17 protein-coding genes, 5 tRNA genes and 1 pseudogene are annotated in these 20,332 nt (G+C 34.9%); 7 read left to right on the forward strand and 16 right to left on the reverse strand.

The window, feature by feature from the left end; all coding sequences use genetic code 11:
* Positions 1–26: 26 nt before the first annotated feature.
* Together polA and hemB are read right to left on the reverse strand one after the other, a co-directional pair.
* Positions 27–2,825, reverse strand: a complete 2,799-nt coding sequence (polA, locus tag CF67_RS01775) for a DNA polymerase I (protein WP_034413616.1) — start codon at positions 2,823–2,825, stop codon at positions 27–29.
* Positions 2,826–3,012: 187 nt separating this feature from the next.
* Complete coding sequence (gene hemB / locus CF67_RS01780) at positions 3,013–4,053, reverse strand: porphobilinogen synthase (protein ID WP_034413618.1); 1,041 nt, start codon at positions 4,051–4,053, stop codon at positions 3,013–3,015.
* A 148-nt stretch (positions 4,054–4,201) separates the two neighbouring features.
* Between hemB and CF67_RS01785 the strand changes: the two genes are divergently transcribed.
* Positions 4,202–4,960 carry a TatD family hydrolase gene (locus tag CF67_RS01785; RefSeq protein ID WP_034413622.1) on the forward strand — a complete coding sequence of 253 codons (759 nt, stop codon included), beginning with the start codon at positions 4,202–4,204 and terminating at the stop codon, positions 4,958–4,960.
* Between the two features lie 43 nt (positions 4,961–5,003).
* On the opposite strand, the gene tatC is transcribed toward CF67_RS01785, so the two are convergent.
* The 10 genes from tatC to asd all read right to left on the reverse strand — a co-directional run bounded on the left by tatC (position 5,004) and on the right by asd (position 14,041).
* A complete protein-coding gene (tatC, locus tag CF67_RS01790) occupies positions 5,004–5,732 on the reverse strand; it encodes a twin-arginine translocase subunit TatC (protein WP_034413624.1) in 729 nt (242 codons plus the stop codon).
* Between the two features lie 36 nt (positions 5,733–5,768).
* A complete protein-coding gene (gene tatB / locus CF67_RS01795) occupies positions 5,769–6,101 on the reverse strand; it encodes a Sec-independent protein translocase protein TatB (protein ID WP_034413627.1) in 333 nt (110 codons plus the stop codon).
* A 9-nt stretch (positions 6,102–6,110) separates the two neighbouring features.
* Positions 6,111–6,332: a twin-arginine translocase TatA/TatE family subunit gene (tatA, locus tag CF67_RS01800; RefSeq protein WP_034413631.1), complete on the reverse strand. Its 222-nt coding sequence runs from the start codon at positions 6,330–6,332 to the stop codon at positions 6,111–6,113.
* Positions 6,333–6,385: 53 nt separating this feature from the next.
* Entirely contained in the window at positions 6,386–8,023 is a 1,638-nt protein-coding gene (ubiB, locus tag CF67_RS01805; RefSeq protein ID WP_034413635.1) for a ubiquinone biosynthesis regulatory protein kinase UbiB, read from the reverse strand.
* Positions 8,020–8,628 (reverse strand): ubiquinone biosynthesis accessory factor UbiJ, encoded by a 609-nt coding sequence (locus CF67_RS01810; protein WP_034413638.1) that lies wholly within the window; start codon positions 8,626–8,628, stop codon positions 8,020–8,022. The genes ubiB and CF67_RS01810 overlap by 4 nt, the downstream gene beginning before the upstream one ends.
* 8 nt (positions 8,629–8,636) lie before the next feature.
* Positions 8,637–9,413 (reverse strand): bifunctional demethylmenaquinone methyltransferase/2-methoxy-6-polyprenyl-1,4-benzoquinol methylase UbiE, encoded by a 777-nt coding sequence (gene ubiE / locus CF67_RS01815; RefSeq protein ID WP_034413641.1) that lies wholly within the window; start codon positions 9,411–9,413, stop codon positions 8,637–8,639.
* 101 nt (positions 9,414–9,514) lie between these two features.
* Positions 9,515–10,999, reverse strand: coding sequence for a DNA recombination protein RmuC (gene rmuC, locus CF67_RS01820; protein WP_034413645.1), 1,485 nt, complete (start codon positions 10,997–10,999; stop codon positions 9,515–9,517).
* A gap of 195 nt (positions 11,000–11,194) precedes the next feature.
* Positions 11,195–11,449 (reverse strand): YfhL family 4Fe-4S dicluster ferredoxin, encoded by a 255-nt coding sequence (locus tag CF67_RS01825; RefSeq protein ID WP_034413648.1) that lies wholly within the window; start codon positions 11,447–11,449, stop codon positions 11,195–11,197.
* Positions 11,450–11,484: 35 nt separating this feature from the next.
* On the reverse strand, positions 11,485–12,816 hold the full coding sequence (gene trhP, locus CF67_RS01830) for a prephenate-dependent tRNA uridine(34) hydroxylase TrhP (protein WP_052538029.1): 1,332 nt from the start codon (positions 12,814–12,816) through the stop codon (positions 11,485–11,487).
* A gap of 355 nt (positions 12,817–13,171) precedes the next feature.
* Complete coding sequence (asd, locus tag CF67_RS01835) at positions 13,172–14,041, reverse strand: archaetidylserine decarboxylase (protein WP_034413654.1); 870 nt, start codon at positions 14,039–14,041, stop codon at positions 13,172–13,174.
* 434 nt (positions 14,042–14,475) lie between these two features.
* On the opposite strand from asd, the gene orn reads away from it, so the two are divergent.
* The 3 genes from orn to CF67_RS01850 all read left to right on the forward strand — a co-directional run bounded on the left by orn (position 14,476) and on the right by CF67_RS01850 (position 15,341).
* Positions 14,476–15,021: an oligoribonuclease gene (gene orn / locus CF67_RS01840; protein WP_034413658.1), complete on the forward strand. Its 546-nt coding sequence runs from the start codon at positions 14,476–14,478 to the stop codon at positions 15,019–15,021.
* 136 nt (positions 15,022–15,157) lie between these two features.
* Positions 15,158–15,233, forward strand: a tRNA-Gly gene (locus tag CF67_RS01845).
* A gap of 31 nt (positions 15,234–15,264) precedes the next feature.
* Positions 15,265–15,341 (forward strand) — tRNA-Met (locus CF67_RS01850).
* 512 nt (positions 15,342–15,853) lie between these two features.
* Here CF67_RS01850 and hemE read toward each other — a convergent pair.
* The 4 genes from hemE to CF67_RS01870 form a co-directional block, all read right to left on the reverse strand.
* The gene (gene hemE, locus CF67_RS01855) at positions 15,854–16,921 is read right to left on the reverse strand and encodes a uroporphyrinogen decarboxylase (protein WP_034413660.1); all 1,068 of its coding nucleotides are present in this window, start codon (positions 16,919–16,921) and stop codon (positions 15,854–15,856) included.
* A gap of 248 nt (positions 16,922–17,169) precedes the next feature.
* A tRNA-Pro gene (locus tag CF67_RS01860) sits at positions 17,170–17,246 on the reverse strand.
* 46 nt (positions 17,247–17,292) lie between these two features.
* Positions 17,293–17,368, reverse strand: a tRNA-His gene (locus CF67_RS01865).
* Between the two features lie 30 nt (positions 17,369–17,398).
* Positions 17,399–17,475, reverse strand: a tRNA-Arg gene (locus CF67_RS01870).
* 265 nt (positions 17,476–17,740) lie between these two features.
* Between CF67_RS01870 and CF67_RS01875 the strand changes: the two genes are divergently transcribed.
* The 3 genes and pseudogenes from CF67_RS01875 to CF67_RS01885 all read left to right on the forward strand — a co-directional run.
* Complete coding sequence (locus tag CF67_RS01875) at positions 17,741–18,136, forward strand: c-type cytochrome (RefSeq protein WP_034413663.1); 396 nt, start codon at positions 17,741–17,743, stop codon at positions 18,134–18,136.
* A gap of 387 nt (positions 18,137–18,523) precedes the next feature.
* Positions 18,524–18,988 carry a tRNA (adenosine(37)-N6)-threonylcarbamoyltransferase complex ATPase subunit type 1 TsaE gene (gene tsaE / locus CF67_RS01880; RefSeq protein WP_034413665.1) on the forward strand — a complete coding sequence of 155 codons (465 nt, stop codon included), beginning with the start codon at positions 18,524–18,526 and terminating at the stop codon, positions 18,986–18,988.
* A gap of 41 nt (positions 18,989–19,029) precedes the next feature.
* Positions 19,030–20,331 (forward strand): annotated as a pseudogene (locus tag CF67_RS01885) (N-acetylmuramoyl-L-alanine amidase); the annotation flags it as partial.
* Position 20,332: the final 1 nt, after the last annotated feature.

Raw genomic sequence — 20,332 nt, forward strand, 5'->3', positions numbered from 1 at the left:
CATTCGAAGAATTAATTAGATATATTTCAGTGGGCTTGATCCCAGTTGTCGCCATATCCAACCTTAGTAATCAATGGAACATTTAGTTTTGTAGCGGACTCCATCAATTGTTGTATTTTATATGTCATTTCATCTAAAGCTGATTCTTGTATTTCAAATACAAGTTCATCGTGTACTTGCATTAGTAGTTTGATACGATTACAACCTGCATCTTGTATCCACTTATCAACAAGTAACATTGCTTTTTTAATTATGTCAGCTGCTGTTCCTTGTATTGGCGCATTAATAGCCATACGTTCAACTGCCTTTTTACATATATTGTTTTTAGATTTCATTCTAGGCAAATATACACGACGTTTAAAAACAGTTTCAACAAACCCTCGATCAAAAGCAGTAATACATACCTCTTCCATATATTTCATGACTCCAGAATAGCGTTCAAAGTAGATATTTATATATTCTTGAGCTTTTTTATAAGGTATATGAAGTTGTTTAGACAGTCCAAATGCGCTCATTCCGTAAATTAAACCAAAATTAACAGTTTTAGCATGCTGGCGTTGTTTAGAAGAAACTTGTTCTATGTTGATTCCTATCATGTCAGCTGCAGTTGCTGTATGGATATCTTTCCCTTGTTTAAACGCATCAGACAATGTTTTATCACCCGATAAATGTGCTATGATGCGCAGTTCAATCTGTGAGTAATCAATTGAAAGAATTTTATATCCATGTGGTGCGATAAACGCCTGACGGATACGACGACCTTGTTTATTACGTACTGGAATATTTTGTATGTTTGGATCAGTTGAAGATAAGCGTCCAGTTATTGTTGTTTCTTGATGATAAGAGGTATGAATTCGGCCTGTTTTAGGATGAATCATTTTTGGCAGCTTATCTGTGTAGGTTGATTTCAATTTTGCTAAACTTCGGTACTTTAATACTAATTGGGGTAATAGATAATTTAGAGCTAGTTCTTGAAGCACTTCTTCGCTGGTTGATGGCATGCCTAAGGGAGTTTTTTTAAGTACTGGAAGCCCCATTTTTTCAAATAAGATCATTTGGAGTTGTTTAGATGAGTTTATATTGAATTTTTGTTTTGTTATTGCGTATGTTTTTTGTTCTAACTCATTAAGTTGAATCTTAATTTTGTCTGATTCGGTTGTGAGTAATGTATTGTCAATAAGAACACCAGTACATTCGATACGTGAGAGCACAAGGATTAGTGGTATTTCTATATTTTGATAAATGTTTTGTAGTTTTTCATTTCTTTCTATTTTATTTAAAATATGTTTGTGTAGGCGTAGTATTAGATCAGTGCGCTCTGCTGCGTATTGTGTTGCGCATCTAAGGTTCACTTGATTAAATGTGAGTTGTTTTTTTCCTTTTTTACCTGCAATTTGAGTAAATGGAATACAGCGATATTGCAGAAATCTGTGTGCTAAACTATCTATGTTATGTCTATCAGCAGTATTTAACACATAAGATGCCAGCATAGTGTCATGTTTTATTCCTCGTAGTTTAACGCCATAGCGTGCCAATGTATTTACGTGATTTTTTATGTTGTGTCCTACTTTAGCTTGATTCTCATCTTCTAAAATAGGTTTAAGTTGACTTAGAACCCAGGCACTATTGAGTTGTTTCGGAGAATTAAGATAATCATGAGCAACAGGAATATAAGCAGCCATTCCTTCTTCAGTTGAAAATGAAAAACCAATTGGGTTGGAGATCATATAGTTAAGGTCATCAGCCTTCATGTCAAAGGAAAATATATCTGCGGTTTTCAATTGATTAAGTAATTCCAGGAACGCGTTTTTGTCAAGGATAGTTTGGTAGTTGCTGTTATGTTCCAAAGTGGTTTTTGAGGTGCTGATATGAGCTGTGTTATTGTTAAGCAATATGGTTTGGGTTTTAACTTTTTTATTTGATATGACTTTAGAATCTAATTTGTTTTCAATTAGTTCATTAAACCATGATTTCAAGGCCAATTGTTTATATAACTTAAGAAGATCTTCCTTATGGGGAGCGGTTTTTATAAGTGATTCAGGAGTTTCTGCTATCTTTACATCTAATTTAATGCTTGCAAGTTCATAAGACAACATAGCGCTATCCTTATTCTTTATTAATTTTTCAGCTATAGTCTTAGAACCTCGGAAATTGAGTGTTTCTATGTCATCTAGATGATTAAACAGTTTTTTTAATCCACCAATTTTCTGTAATAAAGCTCTTGCAGTTTTATTGCCAATCCCTGGCACACCTGGGACATTGTCAATTTTATCTCCTACTAGTGCTAAATAGTCGATGATAAGTTCTGGTGGAATACCAAATTTTCTTACCACATTTTTGCGATCGATAATAGTATTAGTTTTTGTGTTTATTAAAAAGATATTCTCATTGACTAATTGAGACATATCTTTATCAATAGTGCTGATAACAACTGGGATACCAATGTTACACGCTTGAGTTGCTAAAGTTCCAATGACGTCATCTGCTTCTACACCAGAAATGGAAATAAGCGGTAAACCCATAGCACGAATTATGTTGTGCAACGGTTTTATCTGACAACGGAGATTTTCTGGCATGCTTGGACGATTAGCTTTATATGCTGGGTATATATTATTGCGAAAAGTTTTTCCTTTTGCATCAAAAATCACGGCAATGCGTTCAGATGAAATTTTAAGCATTGTGCTGCGTAGCATATTGAGTACGCCGTAAAGAGCATTAGTCGGAATCTCCCCATTATTCATACTTTCTGGATAGGCGTGAAATGCTTGATAAAGGTAACAAGAGCCATCTATTAGAATTAGCGGATTATTTGGAACACTGGCCATACTCTTCTGATATCCAAAGAATTATAAATGTAAATTTGTTTTCTGTTTGAAGATCATAGTAACTAAACTAGATTCTATCAAATATGCGTAACTTATTTCACGGTACAAGCTTTAAAAGTCAATTTACTTACTTTTTTTCCCAATGAGATGATGAGTATTAGTATTCATGTATCATTTATGATAATAATTACTTAATTAAATATTGACCTGTTTTAGCATTGTCTTCAAGCAACCATTCTGCTGCACTTTTAGCAAAGTAAGTTAGAATTCCATCAGCACCAGCACGCTTGAAAGATAGCAGAGATTCAAAGACGATTTCACGTTCTTTTAACCAGCCATTTTGAATACCAGCTTTATGTATAGCATATTCACCAGATACTTGATAAATGAATGTAGGAATTTGTAGTTCAGATTTTATCCGATATACGATGTCCAAACATGGCATGCCTGGTTTGATTATGATCATATCAGCGCCCTCATTCAGATCCATTGCGGCTTCATGGATAGCCTCGTTGCTGTTTGCAGTATCCATTTGATAGTCTTTTTTACTTCGATGTTGAAGGTTAAGAGTGGAACCTATCGCATCGCGGAACGGAGCATAGTAAGAAGAAGCATACTTTGCTGAGTAGGCCATAATTTGAGTATGGATATATCCTGCTCTTTCTAGTGCTTCACGGATTTTGCTAATACGACCGTCCATCATATCAGAAGGCGATACAATATCGACTCCAGCTTTAGCGTGAGAAAGCGCTTGTTTTATTAATACTTCCGTGGTTTCATCATTTTGTACGTAGCCATCTTTATCAAGGATTCCGTCCTGACCATGTATAGTGAAAGGATCAAGTGCTACATCAGTGATAACACCGATGTTAGGAACGTGTTTTTTTAGAGAACGAATTGCATTTTGAACAAGTCCGTCTGGATTGTAAGCTTCTCTTGCAGATGGGGTTTTTCTACTTTGATCAATTACGGGGAACAAAACAACAGCAGGTATACCTAAGTTTGCCAGATAATGCGCTTCCTCAAGCATTAAATCAATAGATAAACGTTCAAGATTTGGCATTGATTGTATTGCCTCACGTCGGTTTTTTCCCGCTAAAATAAAAATTGGATAAATTAGATCGTTCACGGACAGTTGGTTTTCCGCCATTAAGCGACGGCTAAAGTCATGCTTACGCATGCGACGCATACGTCGATTAGGGAAGCATCCTTGTACAGATATAGGCATTCGATTTTCCTTGTGAGCAAATGATTTAACTCGATCCTATCACTCTAGTGTTAGGTGTTAGAATAATCAACAAAAAAATAAATATGAATTAACACGAACTTTCATCATATAATGATCATCATATAATAAACAGACTGGAGAAGCAGCGATGATTGATACTCATGCCCACATATATTCTGCTGAGTTTAAAAGTGATCGCACTCAGGTTGTTAAGCGTGCTCTAAAAAAGGGTGTTGATAAAATTTTGTTACCAAACATCAGTTTAAATTCTATTGATCCAATGTTGCAAGTTGTAGCAGCTTATTCAGAGGTATGTCATCCTATGATAGGGTTGCATCCATGTTATGTGGATCAGAATATTAGGAAGTCTTTAGCGACCATGTATACTTATCTTTGCAGGCATAGTTTTATTGCAGTAGGCGAAATAGGTATAGATCTGTATCGTAAAAAAAACTATGCAGAACAAGAGATGGCTTTTATTACGCAGATTAATTGGGCAAAAGAAATGAATTTACCAGTAGTTATACATGCTCGTAATTCTATTAAGGAGGTTTTAGCGCTTCTTAGTAAGGAACAGGATGGTTCTCTCAGCGGTGTTTTTCACTCTTTTGTAAGCAGCGTAATAGAAGCTAAGGAAATAAACGATCTGGGTTTCCATTTGGGTTTGGGCGGAATATCAACATTTAAAAACAGTGGGATGGATAGGGTTATTCCATACCTTGATTTAAACTATGTAGTGTTAGAGACAGATTGTCCATATTTAGCTCCAGCGCCTCATCGTGGTGAGCGCAACGAACCTGCATACATCCAACTAATAGCAAATCGCGTAGCTGAACTAAATGAAATAGCATTGTCAGAAGTGGATAGTATTACTACGATTAATGCTAAACGATTATTTAAAATTTAAAACACCGTCAAAAATTAGGAATATCTTCGCGTTTGCTTTATCTTCATCGCTTCCGTACGTAATAAAGATGCGAAAGTAATAGGCCTACTTCAAACAGTAAACATATCGGTATGGCTAGTAAAGTTTGTGAAACTATATCTGGTGGTGTTAGTACCATTCCGATAATAAAAGCGATAACTATTACATATGGACGTCTTTTTCTTAAATTCTTCGGATTTATGGAACCTGTCCAACATAGTAAAGCGATTATTACAGGAATTTCAAATGCTATACCAAATACAAAGAATAGTGCTAAAACAAAATCGAGATAACTTGAAATATCGGTTGTAAACTTTACTCCTTCAAGAGAAATTCCCGCAAAGAAATTGAACGTTAACGGGAAAATTAAAAAGTACGCGAACGCTACACCACAATAGAATAATAACAAACTTGAAAACATTAGTGGTATAATCAAGTGACGTTCATATTTATACAAACTTGGAGCAATGAATGCCCAGATTTGATATAGAATAAACGCCATAGATAGAAAGAGAGATACAGTGAAGGTTAATTTCAATGGAATAATAAAAGGGGAAGTTATTTCTGTTGCAATCATAGTTGTACCTTCTGGAAGACGTTCCACTAGTGGTGCTGAAATAAGTTCATAGATATCATTAGAAAAATAAGACAAGCCTAGGAACACGACAATAACAAAAAAAGTGGACTTAAGTAGCCGGTTTCGTATCTCTAGTAAGTGACCGAGAAGAGATTGCGCAGGAGTTGTTGAAGGCATGGTAATCTACCCGATTATAACGAAAGGAAAAGATAATTAACTCTCTCTGTTATTTACGTTTTTGTATTTAACTTTGTTTGAATAGGGTTGATGGATGTCCTGAACAATTTTTCTTAACTTTTCAACCGAGGATTTTAATTTAGGGGGTAAATTTTTCATTTCCATCTGTTCTGCTTTGTTCAAATCTTTTTGTAGTTCTTTAATTTGAAGTTCATATATAAGATCACGCTTAATACTGTTTACCGTATCTTTTGCTGCGCTCATGAATTCAGATGTTTTCCGGATTATGCAGGAAAATCTTTCTGGACCAAGAACTACCAATCCAATAAAAAAAATCAATGCTAACTCTCCGAAACCAATATCAAACACGTGCTAGTTCTATCCTTTATTTTTTTTATCAAGTTGTAACTTCTCATATTCGCTTATTTCGGCTTCATTTATGTCTTTTTTATTGGTCATAATATTTTCGTCTGTTGCATTTCTAAAGGCTTTAACTGCATCGCCTAAATCTTTTCCAATACCACGTAATTTTTTAGTTCCAAAGAGACATATAACAATTACAAAAACAATAAGAAGTTGCCAAATACTAATACCGCTCACGCGCGTTCCTCCTGTATGCTAACGTAAGAAAGATCAACGTTAGTAATTCTATACTATTGACGATAAATTCTCCAACTAAGAAGCCAAAACGTGACACCTACAACACCACTAAGTATAGATAATTGTTCTTCATATGAATTGTTCATTAATAGTATCGAACATATTACTAAAATAGCTCCAGTTCCGAACAAGAATTTCCCTGTTGTTCTCCGACGTTTGCTTTGACGGTAATTTTGACAAAGTTGATCTATACGCTGATTTATTTCTTTGATTTGTTTCAGACTTATGAAAAGTAATTGTGGTAATTGAGGTAGTTGTTTGGCTAGAAAGGGTGCTTGGTCTTTCACTGCGTTGATTATTGCTTGTGCTCCAGTCTGCTCTTTCATCCATTTTTCTAAAAACGGTTTAGCTGTTTTCCATAAATTGAGTTGTGGGCATAACTGATGGCCTAATCCTTCTACATATAACAAGGTTTTTTGCAATAAAATTAACTGAGGTTGGACTTCCATATTGAAACGGCGTGCTATACTAAACAGGCTTAAAAGCACATACGCAAAAGAAATTTCACACAAAGGCTTCGCAAAAATAGGCTCGCATACGATCTGGATAGCAAATTCAAATTCATCAACATCAGTTTGATATGGGACCCAACCTGAGTCAATATGTAGCTGTGCAACTTGGTGATAATCACGATTAAAAAACGCCAGGAGAGTTTCGGCTAAATAGCGTTTATCATCGTTGTTTAGAGTACCGACAATACCGCAGTCTAGTCCAATCCACTTAGGATTGTCAGGATTTGTCGTATCAACCAGTATGTTGCCAGAGTGCATATCGGCATGGAAAAAATTATCTCTGAACACTTGAGTAAAAAATATGTGTACTCCACGTTCCGCTAGTAATTGCATATTAGTTCCATTTTTTTTTATTTTTTTAATGTCAGAAACATGAATTCCATGTACACGTTCGGAAACCATTACAGTTTCATTACTATGCTTAAGAATAACTTCTGGTATATAAAGTTCTGCGCTGTTTTTAAAATTGCGGCGCAACCGCATCGTGTTGGCAGCTTCGCGGCGTAAATCAAGCTCATTAAGCAATACTTTTTCGTACTCGCAAAATACTTCAAGAAGTCTTAAACGGTGCACTTTATTAGGTTGTGCTTTCTGTACGATTTTCGCTATGCAACGCATTAATTTGAGATCAGAATCAATTATAGATCGAACATTTGGACGAATCACTTTTAGTACTACTTCACGATTTGATTCTTTTAACTGAGCAGTATGAACTTGAGAAATTGAAGCGGAAGCTAACGGCGTAACATCAAAATGAGAAAACCAATTTTCTAGCGAACCACCTAACGCTTGTTCTATTTGTTTTTTAGCAATGAAACCATCAAACGGAAGCACTTTGTCTTGTAACTGAGATAAAGGATCAACAATATGCGCAGGAAAAAGATCCCGACGAGTTGATATCATTTGACCAAATTTAATCCAAACTGGGCCGAGTTCTTGTAATGCCAGATATAATCTATCACCTAAAGATTTATCAGAATGTTGGTTTTGAACCCAAAATAAAGCTCTTCGTACTAAAAGTATTCTGGTGCATTGATGTTTTGATAACAGTTCATCTAGACCGTATTCAAGATGAATTTTGATGATGTAATAAAATCGTTTAAGCTCCGTTGGAATCATGTATTCTCCAGTAGTTTACTCAATCGCATTTCAAGATGTGTGGCTTTGTTTTTGATATGATCAATTTGATCAAAAAAATAGGATATTTCTAGAGGAGCAGGAAAAAAATTCTGTTCTTCGGAAAAAAATTGAGAGAGATAATTTTGGTTCTTAGCCATTCGTTTTTGGATAAAAAAAATAAGGCTTTTCAGGTTTTGTACTATAGTATGAGAAACTACATCACCGGCAGCATAAGAGAGCCACTCTTCTACATCATGCAATTTACAATCTATCACTAGTTGGAAAAATTTTTGTGCTAATTGAATATTGCCTCTATATAAGATTTTATCTTGTTTAATGAGATTAATAGCATCAGTTTGTTTAAGCAACTGTATTAAAGCAGAAAAATCAAGTGCTAAATAACAGTCAGATTCGCCTTCGTAATTACCTAAAATATCAATTTTTTGGTTGAATAAAAAGGTTAGGGTTGAATTAAACTCTTTAGCGTGAATTTGAATAACTTTACCTTTCAAAGGCAATAAACGAACGATCAATTCTGGATTGTTGTTAATTGATTTACTTAATAGAGTGTCGAGTATAGCGATGGCTAATATTTTAAGCGACATAGCTATCCTTAAAATTTATAACCACGGTGTAGCGCAACAATTCCACCAGTTAAATTGTAGTAGCTATTTTTTTCAAAACCAGATTTTTCCATCATACTTTTTAGAGTTTCTTGATCTGGATGCATACGAATTGACTCTGCTAGGTAACGATAGCTTTCTTCGTCGTTAGCTATTATTTTTCCTATCTTTGGGAGTAGATAGAAAGAATATATATCATATATTTTTGAGAGTGGTCTGAAAATTGGCTTAGAAAATTCTAAAATAAGCAATCGACCACCTGGTTGAAGTACGCGGTATATGGAACGAAGTGCTTTATTTTTGTTTGTTAAATTGCGTAAGCAAAAGCTGAGAATAATACAATTGAAGTAATCATTCGGAAATGGCAAATTTTCAGCGTTTGCTTGTATGTAATAAACATTATTTACAATTCCATTGTCACGCAATTTATTACGACCGACATTGAGCATAGAACTATTTATATCCGCTAGAACGATTTTTCCTTTATCGCCAACAATGCGTGAAAACTTGATAGCCAAGTCTCCAGTTCCACCACCTAAATCAAGAATGCTTTGATTAGGGCGAGCACCACTACAGTCAATTGCAAATCGTTTCCACAAACGATGCATACCACCTGACATTAAGTCATTCATGATGTCGTACTTTGTTGCTACCGAGTGAAATACTTTATCTACTTTCGCGATTTTTTCTTTTTTAGTTACTGACTTGAAACCGAAATGCGTAGTATTCTCCGTTTCTGAAGGTATATTTGATTGTGTATCTAACATAACGATATCTCCTTACGTAATAATCAAACTCAATAGTTAGAGATTTTTTGTCTACAACTTTATATTTTTCTGATATTCAGTATATAATCAGGTGATAGAACCTATGGTTTATCTCTAGGTAAAGTTTGATTTTTAGAGAGTTCAGATAGTTTATTAGAAATAGGACATTTCACCTCAATACCAAGTTGTTTGAAGCTTTCTACTTGACGAATTATGTTGCCGCGTCCTGTAGCAAGCTTGTTCATTGCGTCTTGGTAATTTTGATGAGCTTTGTCTAAGGCTCGTCCAATATTTTCCATGTCATCAACAAACAACCTGATTTTGTTGTACAGCTTGCTGGCTTTATCAGCAATGATGCGAGTATTTTGACTCTGTTTTTCATTTTGCCACAAATTATGGATAGTTCTTAACGTTATTAGCAATGTTGTTGGGCTAACCAAAATGATATTTTTTTCTATAGCATCTCTAATTAAATTTGGATCGGCCTGTACTGCTAACTGAAAGGCAGACTCCACTGGGATGAACATCAACACGTAATCAAGACTATGAATCCCTTTTAGTTGGTTGTAATCCTTTAGGCTGAGTCCTTTTATATGAGTACGCAAAGCAGATAAGTGATTAGTCAGAGCACTCTCTTTTTCTTTGTCTGATTCTGCATTGAAGTAGCGTTCAAATGCTATTAAAACCATTTTTGAATCAATTATTACTTGTTTATTTTGAGGTAGGTGAACAATTATATCCGGTTTATAGGTTTTGCCTATTTCATTTTGTAGACTCACTTGGGTTTGGTATTCATGCCCTTCGCGCAAACCAGATTCAGTTAAAATTCGTGCTAACACTATTTCTCCCCAGTTTCCTTGCTGTTTGTTGTTACCTTTCAAGGCTTGAGTAAGGTTTACAGCTTCGCGAGTTATTTGTTCGTTAAGTCGCTGAAGACTTTTTAATTCATGTACAAGTGCATGGCGTTCTTTGGCTTCTTGATTGAAATTATCATTTACTTGTTTTTTGAAGCCTTCGAGTTGTTCTTTAATCGGAGAGAGTATTATCTCTAGACTCTGTTTATTTTGTTGATCAATTTTATTTGTTTTTTCTTCGAACAACTCGTCCGCTAAGTGTTTAAATTGTTGCTTTAAGTGTTCTTCTGATTTTTCTAATAATTGAAGTTTTTCTAGGTTTGCTTTGTTCTTTTGTTCATGAAACACTTCTTGTTCTCGGAGCCGTGTTTCTAGCTGGAATTTATTTTCACGCATTTCATTTAAATCATCAGCATACTGTTGGCATTCTTGTTTCACTATTGAGAAGGAGCGTAACTTTTCTGTCATTGCCATTAACTTTCCATGAGACTCTTTCAGTTCATATGCTGATTTGTCACGTTCAATACTTAATTTCTTCTCAGTTTCAGTAAGTGTTTTTTGGATTTTTTCCAATTGATCTGAATATATTTTTTGGTTAGAAATAAGCTGTTGCTCTAATAGGTGAGAGTTCAATCGGATTTTCTGTTTTGCTAAATAAGAAACCAGTGGTAGTAGAATTGCTACACCACCTATGCCTATGAGTAAATTTTGGTTATCAATAATCCATTGCACGGAAAGGGCTAACCCATCTTATCTGAAAAAGTTGATACTAGTCGAACATTCAAAATTAACTTTTCTAAAGTTCAGTAATCCATAGTGCTAGATGCACGCCTCTTTCTTGCTGTTATATAACAATCAGCGACTTCAATGCATGAAATATTTTAAAATACAGCAACTTTTCAGAGTGATAAATCTTTATCTAGAACCCTACACTAAACCACGAATTATGACAAATTTTTCTAATAGTTCCTCTTCAGTTTCAATTTTTTTAGGATCTAAAATGATACATTTATTAATAGGACACACTAATTTGCAAGTTGGTTTATCGTAGCTTCCTTTGCATTCAGTACAAAGTTCAGGAGCAATTTGAAAAGTTGTATTGGTCATAGAAATTGCTCCATTTGGACATTCTTGCCTACACATATCGCAATTAATACATTTTTTAGTAATAAGTAACGCCATGACTTTTTATTCTCTTAGATATGTAGTTTTGGCTTTTATGTTAGGTTTCGTATTAATAGACTGTATTCTAAATTTATTTTTTTTGAAAAAATAGGAAGAAAGATAAATACAAAATGGCCATCTCCTTTAGCTTCTTCAATGCTTTTAGATTTGCGATTTTCCATCCATTGTAAAGTAAAAACCATGTTTCCTTTTGGTGTCATTAACTCGAGATTGTCACCTATAAAAAACTTATTTTTTACTTTTACCTCTGTAAGTTCACCTTGGTATGCACCTGTAAATTCACCAACAAATTGTTGTGTATCTGATTTTGAATGTCCATAGTTATATTGTTGATATATATGATGGGTATGGCGACGTAAAAAACCTTCGGTGTAACCACGATGAGCAAGATTCTCTAAGGCATCCATTAGACTTTTATCAAATGGTTTACCTTGTATTGAATCATCGATTGCTTTACGATAAATTTGGGCGCTCCGAGCACAATAGTAAGAGGATTTGGTGCGACCTTCGATTTTAAGCGATTGAATACCCATTTTAGTCAAGCGATCTACATGCTGAATTGCGCGTAGATCTTTTGAATTCATAATATATGTGCCATGTTCATCTTCGAATATTGCCATTTTATTTTCTTTGTTATACTCCCCGGAAAGTAGAGCTACCTTGTTAGCTGCTTTACAAGAATGATTAGTGTTATTTGAGTTCGAATATTTTGTTTGTGTTTCAATTTTTTTTGTACTTCCATTTGAAGTAGAGCTAAACTTCTCGATGATCTGACCTGCAGCATCTTCCTTTGCTTCTTCAACACGATATTTCCAACGGCATGCATTCGTACAAGTACCTTGGTTTGGATCACGTTTATTGATATAGCTAGATAATAGACAACGGCCAGAGTAAGCCATGCATAATGCACCATGAACAAAAACTTCAAGTTCTATTTCAGGACAAAATTGACGAATCTCTTCAATCTCCTCTAAAGAAAGTTCACGAGAAAGGACAACACGTTTAATCCCCTGATTCATCCAGAATTTCACAGTAGCCCAGTTTACTGCATTAGCTTGAACAGAAAGATGAATTAGAATTTCAGGAAACCTTTCACGAATCATCATAATTAAACCAGGATCAGACATGATTATAGCATCTGGTTTCATCTGTATAATTGGTTTCAAATCGCGAATAAAGGTTTTGATTTTAGAGTTATGTGGTTGTATGTTACAAACTAAATATAGTTTTTTATTTAATGCATGAGCTTCGTTGATAGCGATCTTCAAATTTTCTTCATTAAATTCATTATTGCGCACACGAAGGCTATAACGCGGTTGTCCTGCGTATACAGCATCCGCTCCATAAGCGAAAGCATAGCGCATCTTTTTGAGGCTACCTGCCGGTGATAATAGTTCAGGTGTAGTAGTCTGTATTAACACTGCTAAATTCTCTGATTTTTTTAAAAAAAGTTTTGGGTATTATTTGTATAGTGGACATATGATGTTTCGGGATTTTACATGAATGCGTGATTCGTTCTCAATCTTCATCTAAAATAAAAAGTGAGATAGTGGTCAATAGTGATGCTTAAAAATTATATATCAAGTAGCAATTTCTATTTTTTCGTTAAAGTTCTCAAGTGAGATGTTTACGAGATAGCAGTACCAAAAATTAAGTATACGAATCACACTTTTTGATATTAAAAAGCTTTTTCCAACAGATTAAGCCTACAACAGGGGTTTATTGCTTCTGAACTTTTCTTCGCGCATATGATGTACCCATTGCATTATGGGTGTTATTTTGAACAGTTTCATCAAACTCAATTTGATTTTTAACAAATAAGTTAATTACTGTTGATCCAATTCGAAAACATCCCATTTCTTTCCCTTTTTTTAAAGCTATTGCTTTATTACCTCTTTCTGGGTAGTTCCAATGATAAATTGTGTTACCTCTTGGTGGCGTGATTATCCCTGCCCAAACAAGTTCAATGCTACCAACAATCATAGCACCGATAAGAATTTGTGCCATTCGACCAAATTTAGTATCAAAAATACATACTACACGTTCATTTCGAGCAAATAAGTTTGGCACGTTTTCTGATGTGAGTACATTCACTTGGAATAAATCACCAGGAATGTAGATCATTTTTCGTAATACACCATCGCATGGCATATGAACACGATGGTAATCACGAGGAGAAAGATAAAGGGTTGCAAAATTACCTTCAGCAAACTCTTCAGCTAGTTTAGCATCACCACCAAGTAATTCAGTTGTCGAAAAATTATGTCCTTTGGCTTGAATAATTTTACCATTATCAACTAAACCAAACTGATTGATGCACGCATCTACTGGGTACGTAATGACTGACTCTCCTTCAGTGATAGGTCGAACCCCTTCTCGTAATTCACGAGCGAAAAAATCGTTGAGTGTTTTAAAATATTTAAGATCGGTATGAAGTACTTCATCCATGTTAATTTTATAGTACTTAATAAACAAACGAATCATTATTGTAGTTAATCTACGAGCTTTGACTGAGGCTAGTTTACCGATGAGGTGTGTGAGACTAAATTGTGGGATCCAGTACTGAAATCTAATTCTAATATTATTCATCATTCAAAATCCTGATATTGTTTACATGATCGGGTAGACACCTTAATAAACTGTACTGTGATTTATGCGGTAGCAAGACGCTTTGTTTCCAGATTTGCGCCATAAATCATCTTAAAATTAATGTTTCACCTATCTTAATTTTTTTACATGCTGCAGGTTAGAATATCTGCTAAGATATATTTAAAATTATCATTCGTTAGGAATGTGATGGTAGCATAACTGTATTCGCTTAATTCTACAATTAACTAACCTATGATTAATGAAGGATATCTACATTATTGCATGCTGGCTTGATCTTGGTTTTCATACTTTTTGACGATTCCGAAAGTACTTTCCTTGTATTTTAGCTAAAATAAGCAATAACTCAACAATATTTATTGTGATTAAATCATGTAGTGCTCACAAGTTATATCAAACAAATAGGTAATTTATTTATGTTTTGTAGCAATCAGAACTTAGTTTGGATTGATCTTGAGATGACAGGTTTAAATTCTGAAATTCATAAAATCATTGAAATCGCTACAGTTATTACTGATAGTAAACTAAATATTTTGGCTGAAGGTCCAGTTATTGCTATCGCTCAATTAGAGTTTGAACTTGAAAAAATGGATGAATGGTGTACTACAATTCATACAAGTAGCGGATTACTTGAGAGGGTGCGTCAGAGTGAATTTTCTGAACAAGATGCTGCTCTTCAGACGATTTCGTTTCTTCAAAAATGGGTTCCAAAAGGGAAATCTCCAATCTGTGGTAACAGTATTGGACAGGACCGTCGTTTCCTTTACAAACACATGCCTAAATTGGAGGAGTATTTCCACTATCGTTCTATTGATGTCAGTACAATTAAAGAATTGATAATTCGTTGGAAACCAGAGGTATTAGATAACTTTTCAAAGCAAGGTAAGCACTTAGCGTTAGATGACATTCATGAATCAATTGCTGAACTCAGATATTATCGTCAGACTATTTTTAGTATTTGACTATCGTTCTAGTTTTGTATCTACTTTTGAGTTATCTTGATTTAATTGGTAAAAAATATTTTTTTTCTTGAAGGACTTGCATCATAGATAAAATCTTTTATAATCCTCGGCCCTAGATAGCAGAAATGTTATGAGTGCGACACTAGCTCAGTTGGTAGAGCGCAACCTTGCCAAGGTTGAGGTCGCGAGTTCGAGCCTCGTGTGTCGCTCCAGAGTGTAATAGCTGTGTCAAGTTGTTGTAGACGCGGGGTGGAGCAGTTTGGTAGCTCGTCGGGCTCATAACCCGAAGGTCGGCGGTTCAAATCCGTCCCCCGCAACCATTTTCTGTGTTTATCTGTTATTGTGAGGCGAGTGTCTTGTTCACTTCTCCTGTTTTTGCAAGATTGAGGTTGTTTTAATCTAGGTTTGCTTTCCAAGCTGGCTTCTTGGAATAACTGCAAGATATCAACAAAAAGTTTAAACTTTGTTTCAATTAGGATTGCATGTTTCTTTACCGTGTATACTAACAGACTTATGCACAAAATTTAGTCTGTGGATAACTTGGTGTATAAGCTAAAAAAAAAGAAAAGAATGTAGATTTTCTACAATAAGATTTTTTTCTTCTTTATCAGCAGTTTTCTGGTTTTTTTTTTAATTTTTTGATTTTAAATGTTTTTTGTTTGTTTATCTCAACTTAAATGGACGAAAATTAAGCAGTTGCTTTTCGGTCTTGCCATTCATTGTTTTTGTGGCTAACTTTAATAAACGACAAGAAAGATTATCTAATTTTTTTTTTTTCCACATAACGTTTTTTTAAAAAAAATCAAAAGAAAATGGTTATGAAAGCTGAATTTCATTTGCTGTGATACACTTTCGATAATTCGTGTACTGCATCAATAAACACGCTTACATTCTCTGGTGATACATCTGGATGAATCCCATGACCTAAGCTGAATATATGGCCAGTACCATTCCCAAAGTTTTCTAAAATTTTTTCTACTTCTTTACGAATGCGTTGAGGTTTCGCGTATAACACTGATGGGTCCATATTTCCTTGGATGGCAACTTTTTTCCCTACGCGTTTTTTTGCATCGGAAATTTTTATTGTCCAATCCAGACCAATAGCATCACAGCCTGTTTCAGCTATGTTTTCAATCCACATTCCAGCATTTTTGGCAAATATCGTAACAGGTATGCGGCAGCCATCATTTTCTGTGGATAAACCATCGATGACTTTATGCATGTATTGTAATGAGAATAGGTTATAATTGCACGGTGTTAAGATACCACCCCAAGTATCAAAGATTATTACAGAGTGGATACCTGCTTGAATTTGTGCATTGAGGTACTTGCTAATGGTAGCTGATAATTTTTTAAGTAAAAGATGAAGAGTCTTAGGTTCCGTGTACATGAGCTTTTTAATTTTTGAAAAGTTCCTAGAACTACCACCTTCGATCATGTAAGTTGCTAGCGTCCAAGGACTACCGGAAAAACCAATTAATGGTACTGTGTCTTCTAGATTCTTACAAGTCTGACGTATCGCATTCATTACGTATTGGAGCTCACACTCTGGATCAGGTAATTTTATCTTGTCAATGTCTGCTTTGCAGGTAATCGGGTTTTGAAATTTAGGACCTTCACCTTCCTTAAAATAAAGACCTAATCCCATTGCGTCTGGAATTGTCAAAATATCCGAAAATAAAATTGCTGCGTCAAGAGGGAAACGACGTAAGGGTTGGATCGTTAGTTCAGAAGATAGCTCTGCATTTTTGCAAAGTGACATAAAATCTCCTGCCATGGAGCGAATAGCACGATATTCTGGTAAATAACGTCCCGCCTGGCGCATTATCCATACCGGAGTGCAATCTAAAGTTTTTTTTAGTAGTGCACGCAGATAACGATCATTCTTTAATTTAGTCATTCCGTCTTCTAAGTTATATCATGGATTTATTTTTATTGAAGATATTAACACCAATTTTAGAGAGTGAAATCATGTGTATTATTAATGTACAACACACTTTATTTCTTAGGATCTCACTTTTAGTATCTATCCAAAACATATCAAATTTAGACAGGGACTATCTCACTCATACTCAATATAAAGTAAACAGTAATGCAAAGACAGATCGTAGACTTATAACAATCTATTTGCAACAACTAAATCAAAATTGGTCGGTGAAGAGGGATTTGAACCCCCGACCCTCTGGTCCCAAACCAGATGCGCTACCAAACTGCGCTATTCACCGACTTTTTATCAATTATCAAAGTAACTGAGGGTTTTAGAAAGCAAAATGGGGTGGCTAACGAGACTCGAACTCGCGACCACCGGAATCACAATCCAGGGCTCTACCAACTGAGCTATAGCCACCATAGTTGCGTTGTTTAAAGCACCGGCTAATGGCGCGCCCGAAAGGATTTGAACCTTCGACCTTTGGCTCCGGAGGCCAACGCTCTACCCAATTGAGCCACGGGCGCATGTTCTATCGGCGAAGCTGAAATGATACGTATATCGCGCTATATCGTCTAGTGTTTTTTAAACTTTTTTATTCCTTTGCTTGCTTTTTAAAAAAGTAGATCATAATCAAGATCTACTTTTAAGAAATCAATTATCCCTATTAGTTGAAATTTGAAAAGAACGTGTTAGATTTATGCTCGTTTAATGATTTCTTTGAACGTGGGACGTGTAGTTTTACTGTAGTGAATTAGGTATTAATCTCGTAAAATAAGTGAAGCAAGTTTTATGCGTACATTTCAACGAATTTTCGGTTTTTTGATTTCTTTTTCAGTTTTTGCAGGTGATGTGAGCAAAGAGGAGTATTCCGCTATTGCAGAACGGATCAAGCCTGTAGGTAGCGTTTATTCTAAAGAAGAAACTGCGGTAATCAGGATAGCGGCTTTACGTGATGGGGCAACCATCTATGGTACCTTTTGTTTTATTTGTCATGGTGCCGGTGTAGGTGGTGCTCCCAAAATTGGTAATGCAAATGATTGGATCCCTAGAATTGCCCAAGGAAAAGATGTGATGAAGAATAACGCGATAAAAGGCATTGGTGCAATGCCACCTAGAGGTGCTTGTATGAACTGTTCGGATGATGAGATTGCAGCAGCGATTGAGCATATGATTACAGGTTTATGAGATCGTTAGTTTTATCAAAAAAATCAAGTTGTTGATAGAAAAATTATTACAAGAGTTTTCCATTTATACTTCTAAAATTGTCGTCGATCTTTGATTTACAGTAGCAGAGGTCGATCCAATATTTATATTGTAGACGACTCATAAGTAAGAAAAGGTGTTTTACTTTTTTTATCATCTTTATTTTAATTCAGAGAGTTTATTCGGATAGCGATCACTTGTTTGAGATTGCCTATTTGTTTTTATTAAAAGTACGGTAGTTTTATTTTCTTCTAAACATAATGTCTTTAATATAGTTTTTATCATTTGCATTAGGTTATACCATTTTTGGCAAGTGCGAGCGAAAAATGGCTGATTACCTTTCGGTTTCTATTTAAAAGAATATAACTCATGAATAAAAAACAATTTATCTTACTTAGTGAGCGTTCTACGATAAGGATTGGTGCGATCCTCGCCAATCTTTGCTTTCAGCAAACCAGCATTTATTTGCACGGTAGTTTGGGTGTTGGAAAAACAACGTTTAGTCGTGGTTTTATAAGATCTTTGGGATATTCAGGTAACGTCAAAAGTCCAACTTATACTTTAGTTGAGTCTTACGATATAAATCAATGGAAAGTGCATCACTTTGATTTATATCGTATTAAGGTGTCTGAGGAACTAGAATTGATAGGCATCCGAGATTATTTTATTCCTAATTCTATTTGTTTAGTCGAGTGGCCTGAAATAGGTAAAGGTTTTTTGCCTGAATCAGATTTGACTGTTGAACTACATTATGGTGGTAAACAGCGCATTATTTCATTACTGGCTAATAATGAGTACGGATGCTCTTTGCTTAATCGATTGGAGTTAGATTGATTGTAAAAAGAGTAAGGACTTTTTTTTTGCTTACTTCAGTCATGTTTTTTTTCATTTCTTTGGTTCGAGCTAACGTTCTTGAGGGGATCAGAGTTTGGCCTTCTCCTAATGAAACTCGTGTGGTTATTGACCTTAAATTGGAAGCTGATTATAAGTATTTTTTCTTAAGTAATCCAGAAAGACTCGTAGTTGATTTGAAAAATACTTTTTTAAGCACGCAGTTACCTCGTATTATTCTGGAGAGCTCTGTATTGATTAAGATACGTGAAAGTTTGCCACCTAATAAATCGACTTATCGTTTAGTATTTGAGTTAAAAGGTAAAATTATTCCAAAGATTTTCAAGTTACCTCAAACGTTTGGTAGGCGGTATGGCCATCGTTTAGTTATCGATTTTCCACACCATGCGTCAAATGAATCACATCTGAAGAAACTAGAGGATAAAACACATATTTTCAGGAATTTATCTCAATTATCTGGTTTTGTTAATATTGTAGTTGCAATTGATGCAGGACATGGAGGTGAAGATTCAGGATCTATTGGACCAACTGGAAAGTATGAAAAACATTCTACATTGCTTATTGCTAAAAAATTAGCTGAGCAAATTAATTCAGTTTCAGGAATGAAAGCGATACTTACTCGTAGTAGTGATTATTTTGTTAGCTTAAATAAACGTTCCGAAATTGCTCGCAAGAATAAAGCACATTTATTAGTGTCTATTCATGCTGATGCTTTTCATAGTCCTCAGCCTCGTGGTGGTTCTGTATTTGTTTTAAATAATAAACGTGCTAATACTGAAATTGCTAGATGGATTGAAAATCATGAGCAGCATTCAGAATTGTTAGGAGGAACTGGCCAAGTTTTATCAAGAAAGAATACTGATAAGAACGTTAGTCAGACTCTTTTAGATTTACAATTTAGTCATTCTCAAAGAGAGAGTTATAAAGTAGCGAAAAAAATTTTAAAAGAGATGGAAAAAATTGCCTATTTACATAAAAAAGAACCAGTAAATGCAAGTTTAGCTGTGTTGAAATCACCAGATATTCCTTCAGTATTGGTGGAAACAGGATTTATTTCAAATCCAAAAGAGGAAAAGCTCTTATTCCAACACAATTATCAGAACAAACTAGCGTATGCTTTGAAAAAAGCAATTGTTCAGTATTTTAAAGAAAATCCCATAGAAAGTTCTTTATTTTCTATGCAAGAGCAAGTAAGGCATAAAGTTCATCGTGGAGAATTTTTAGGAAAAATCGCAAAAAAATATGATGTAACTGTTGATAGTCTTCGTCTAGTAAATAAGTTGAGATCTGACGAATTGGCGATTGGCCAAGTTTTGCTCATTCCAA

The sequence above is a fragment of the Candidatus Photodesmus blepharonis genome (assembly GCF_000731795.2).
Lineage (GTDB): Bacteria > Pseudomonadota > Gammaproteobacteria > Enterobacterales > Vibrionaceae > Vibrio > Vibrio blepharonis.

What these genes read in the sequence shown, in the direction of transcription:
- hemB (WP_034413618.1), bottom strand. Translation starts at nt 4,053, where the DNA reads ATGCCTATATCTGTACAAGGATGCTTCCCTAATCGACGTATGCGTCGC.
- polA (WP_034413616.1), bottom strand. Translation starts at nt 2,825, where the DNA reads ATGGCCAGTGTTCCAAATAATCCGCTAATTCTAATAGATGGCTCTTGT.
- ubiB (WP_034413635.1), bottom strand. Translation starts at nt 8,023, where the DNA reads ATGATTCCAACGGAGCTTAAACGATTTTATTACATCATCAAAATTCAT.
- ubiE (WP_034413641.1), bottom strand. Translation starts at nt 9,413, where the DNA reads ATGTTAGATACACAATCAAATATACCTTCAGAAACGGAGAATACTACG.
- CF67_RS01810 (WP_034413638.1), bottom strand. Translation starts at nt 8,628, where the DNA reads ATGTCGCTTAAAATATTAGCCATCGCTATACTCGACACTCTATTAAGT.
- orn (WP_034413658.1), top strand. Translation starts at nt 14,476, where the DNA reads ATGTTTTGTAGCAATCAGAACTTAGTTTGGATTGATCTTGAGATGACA.
- trhP (WP_052538029.1), bottom strand. Translation starts at nt 12,816, where the DNA reads ATGCGCTATGCTTTCGCTTATGGAGCGGATGCTGTATACGCAGGACAA.
- CF67_RS01785 (WP_034413622.1), top strand. Translation starts at nt 4,202, where the DNA reads ATGATTGATACTCATGCCCACATATATTCTGCTGAGTTTAAAAGTGAT.
- tatC (WP_034413624.1), bottom strand. Translation starts at nt 5,732, where the DNA reads ATGCCTTCAACAACTCCTGCGCAATCTCTTCTCGGTCACTTACTAGAG.
- CF67_RS01875 (WP_034413663.1), top strand. Translation starts at nt 17,741, where the DNA reads ATGCGTACATTTCAACGAATTTTCGGTTTTTTGATTTCTTTTTCAGTT.
- CF67_RS01825 (WP_034413648.1), bottom strand. Translation starts at nt 11,449, where the DNA reads ATGGCGTTACTTATTACTAAAAAATGTATTAATTGCGATATGTGTAGG.
- hemE (WP_034413660.1), bottom strand. Translation starts at nt 16,921, where the DNA reads ATGACTAAATTAAAGAATGATCGTTATCTGCGTGCACTACTAAAAAAA.
- tsaE (WP_034413665.1), top strand. Translation starts at nt 18,524, where the DNA reads ATGAATAAAAAACAATTTATCTTACTTAGTGAGCGTTCTACGATAAGG.
- asd (WP_034413654.1), bottom strand. Translation starts at nt 14,041, where the DNA reads ATGAATAATATTAGAATTAGATTTCAGTACTGGATCCCACAATTTAGT.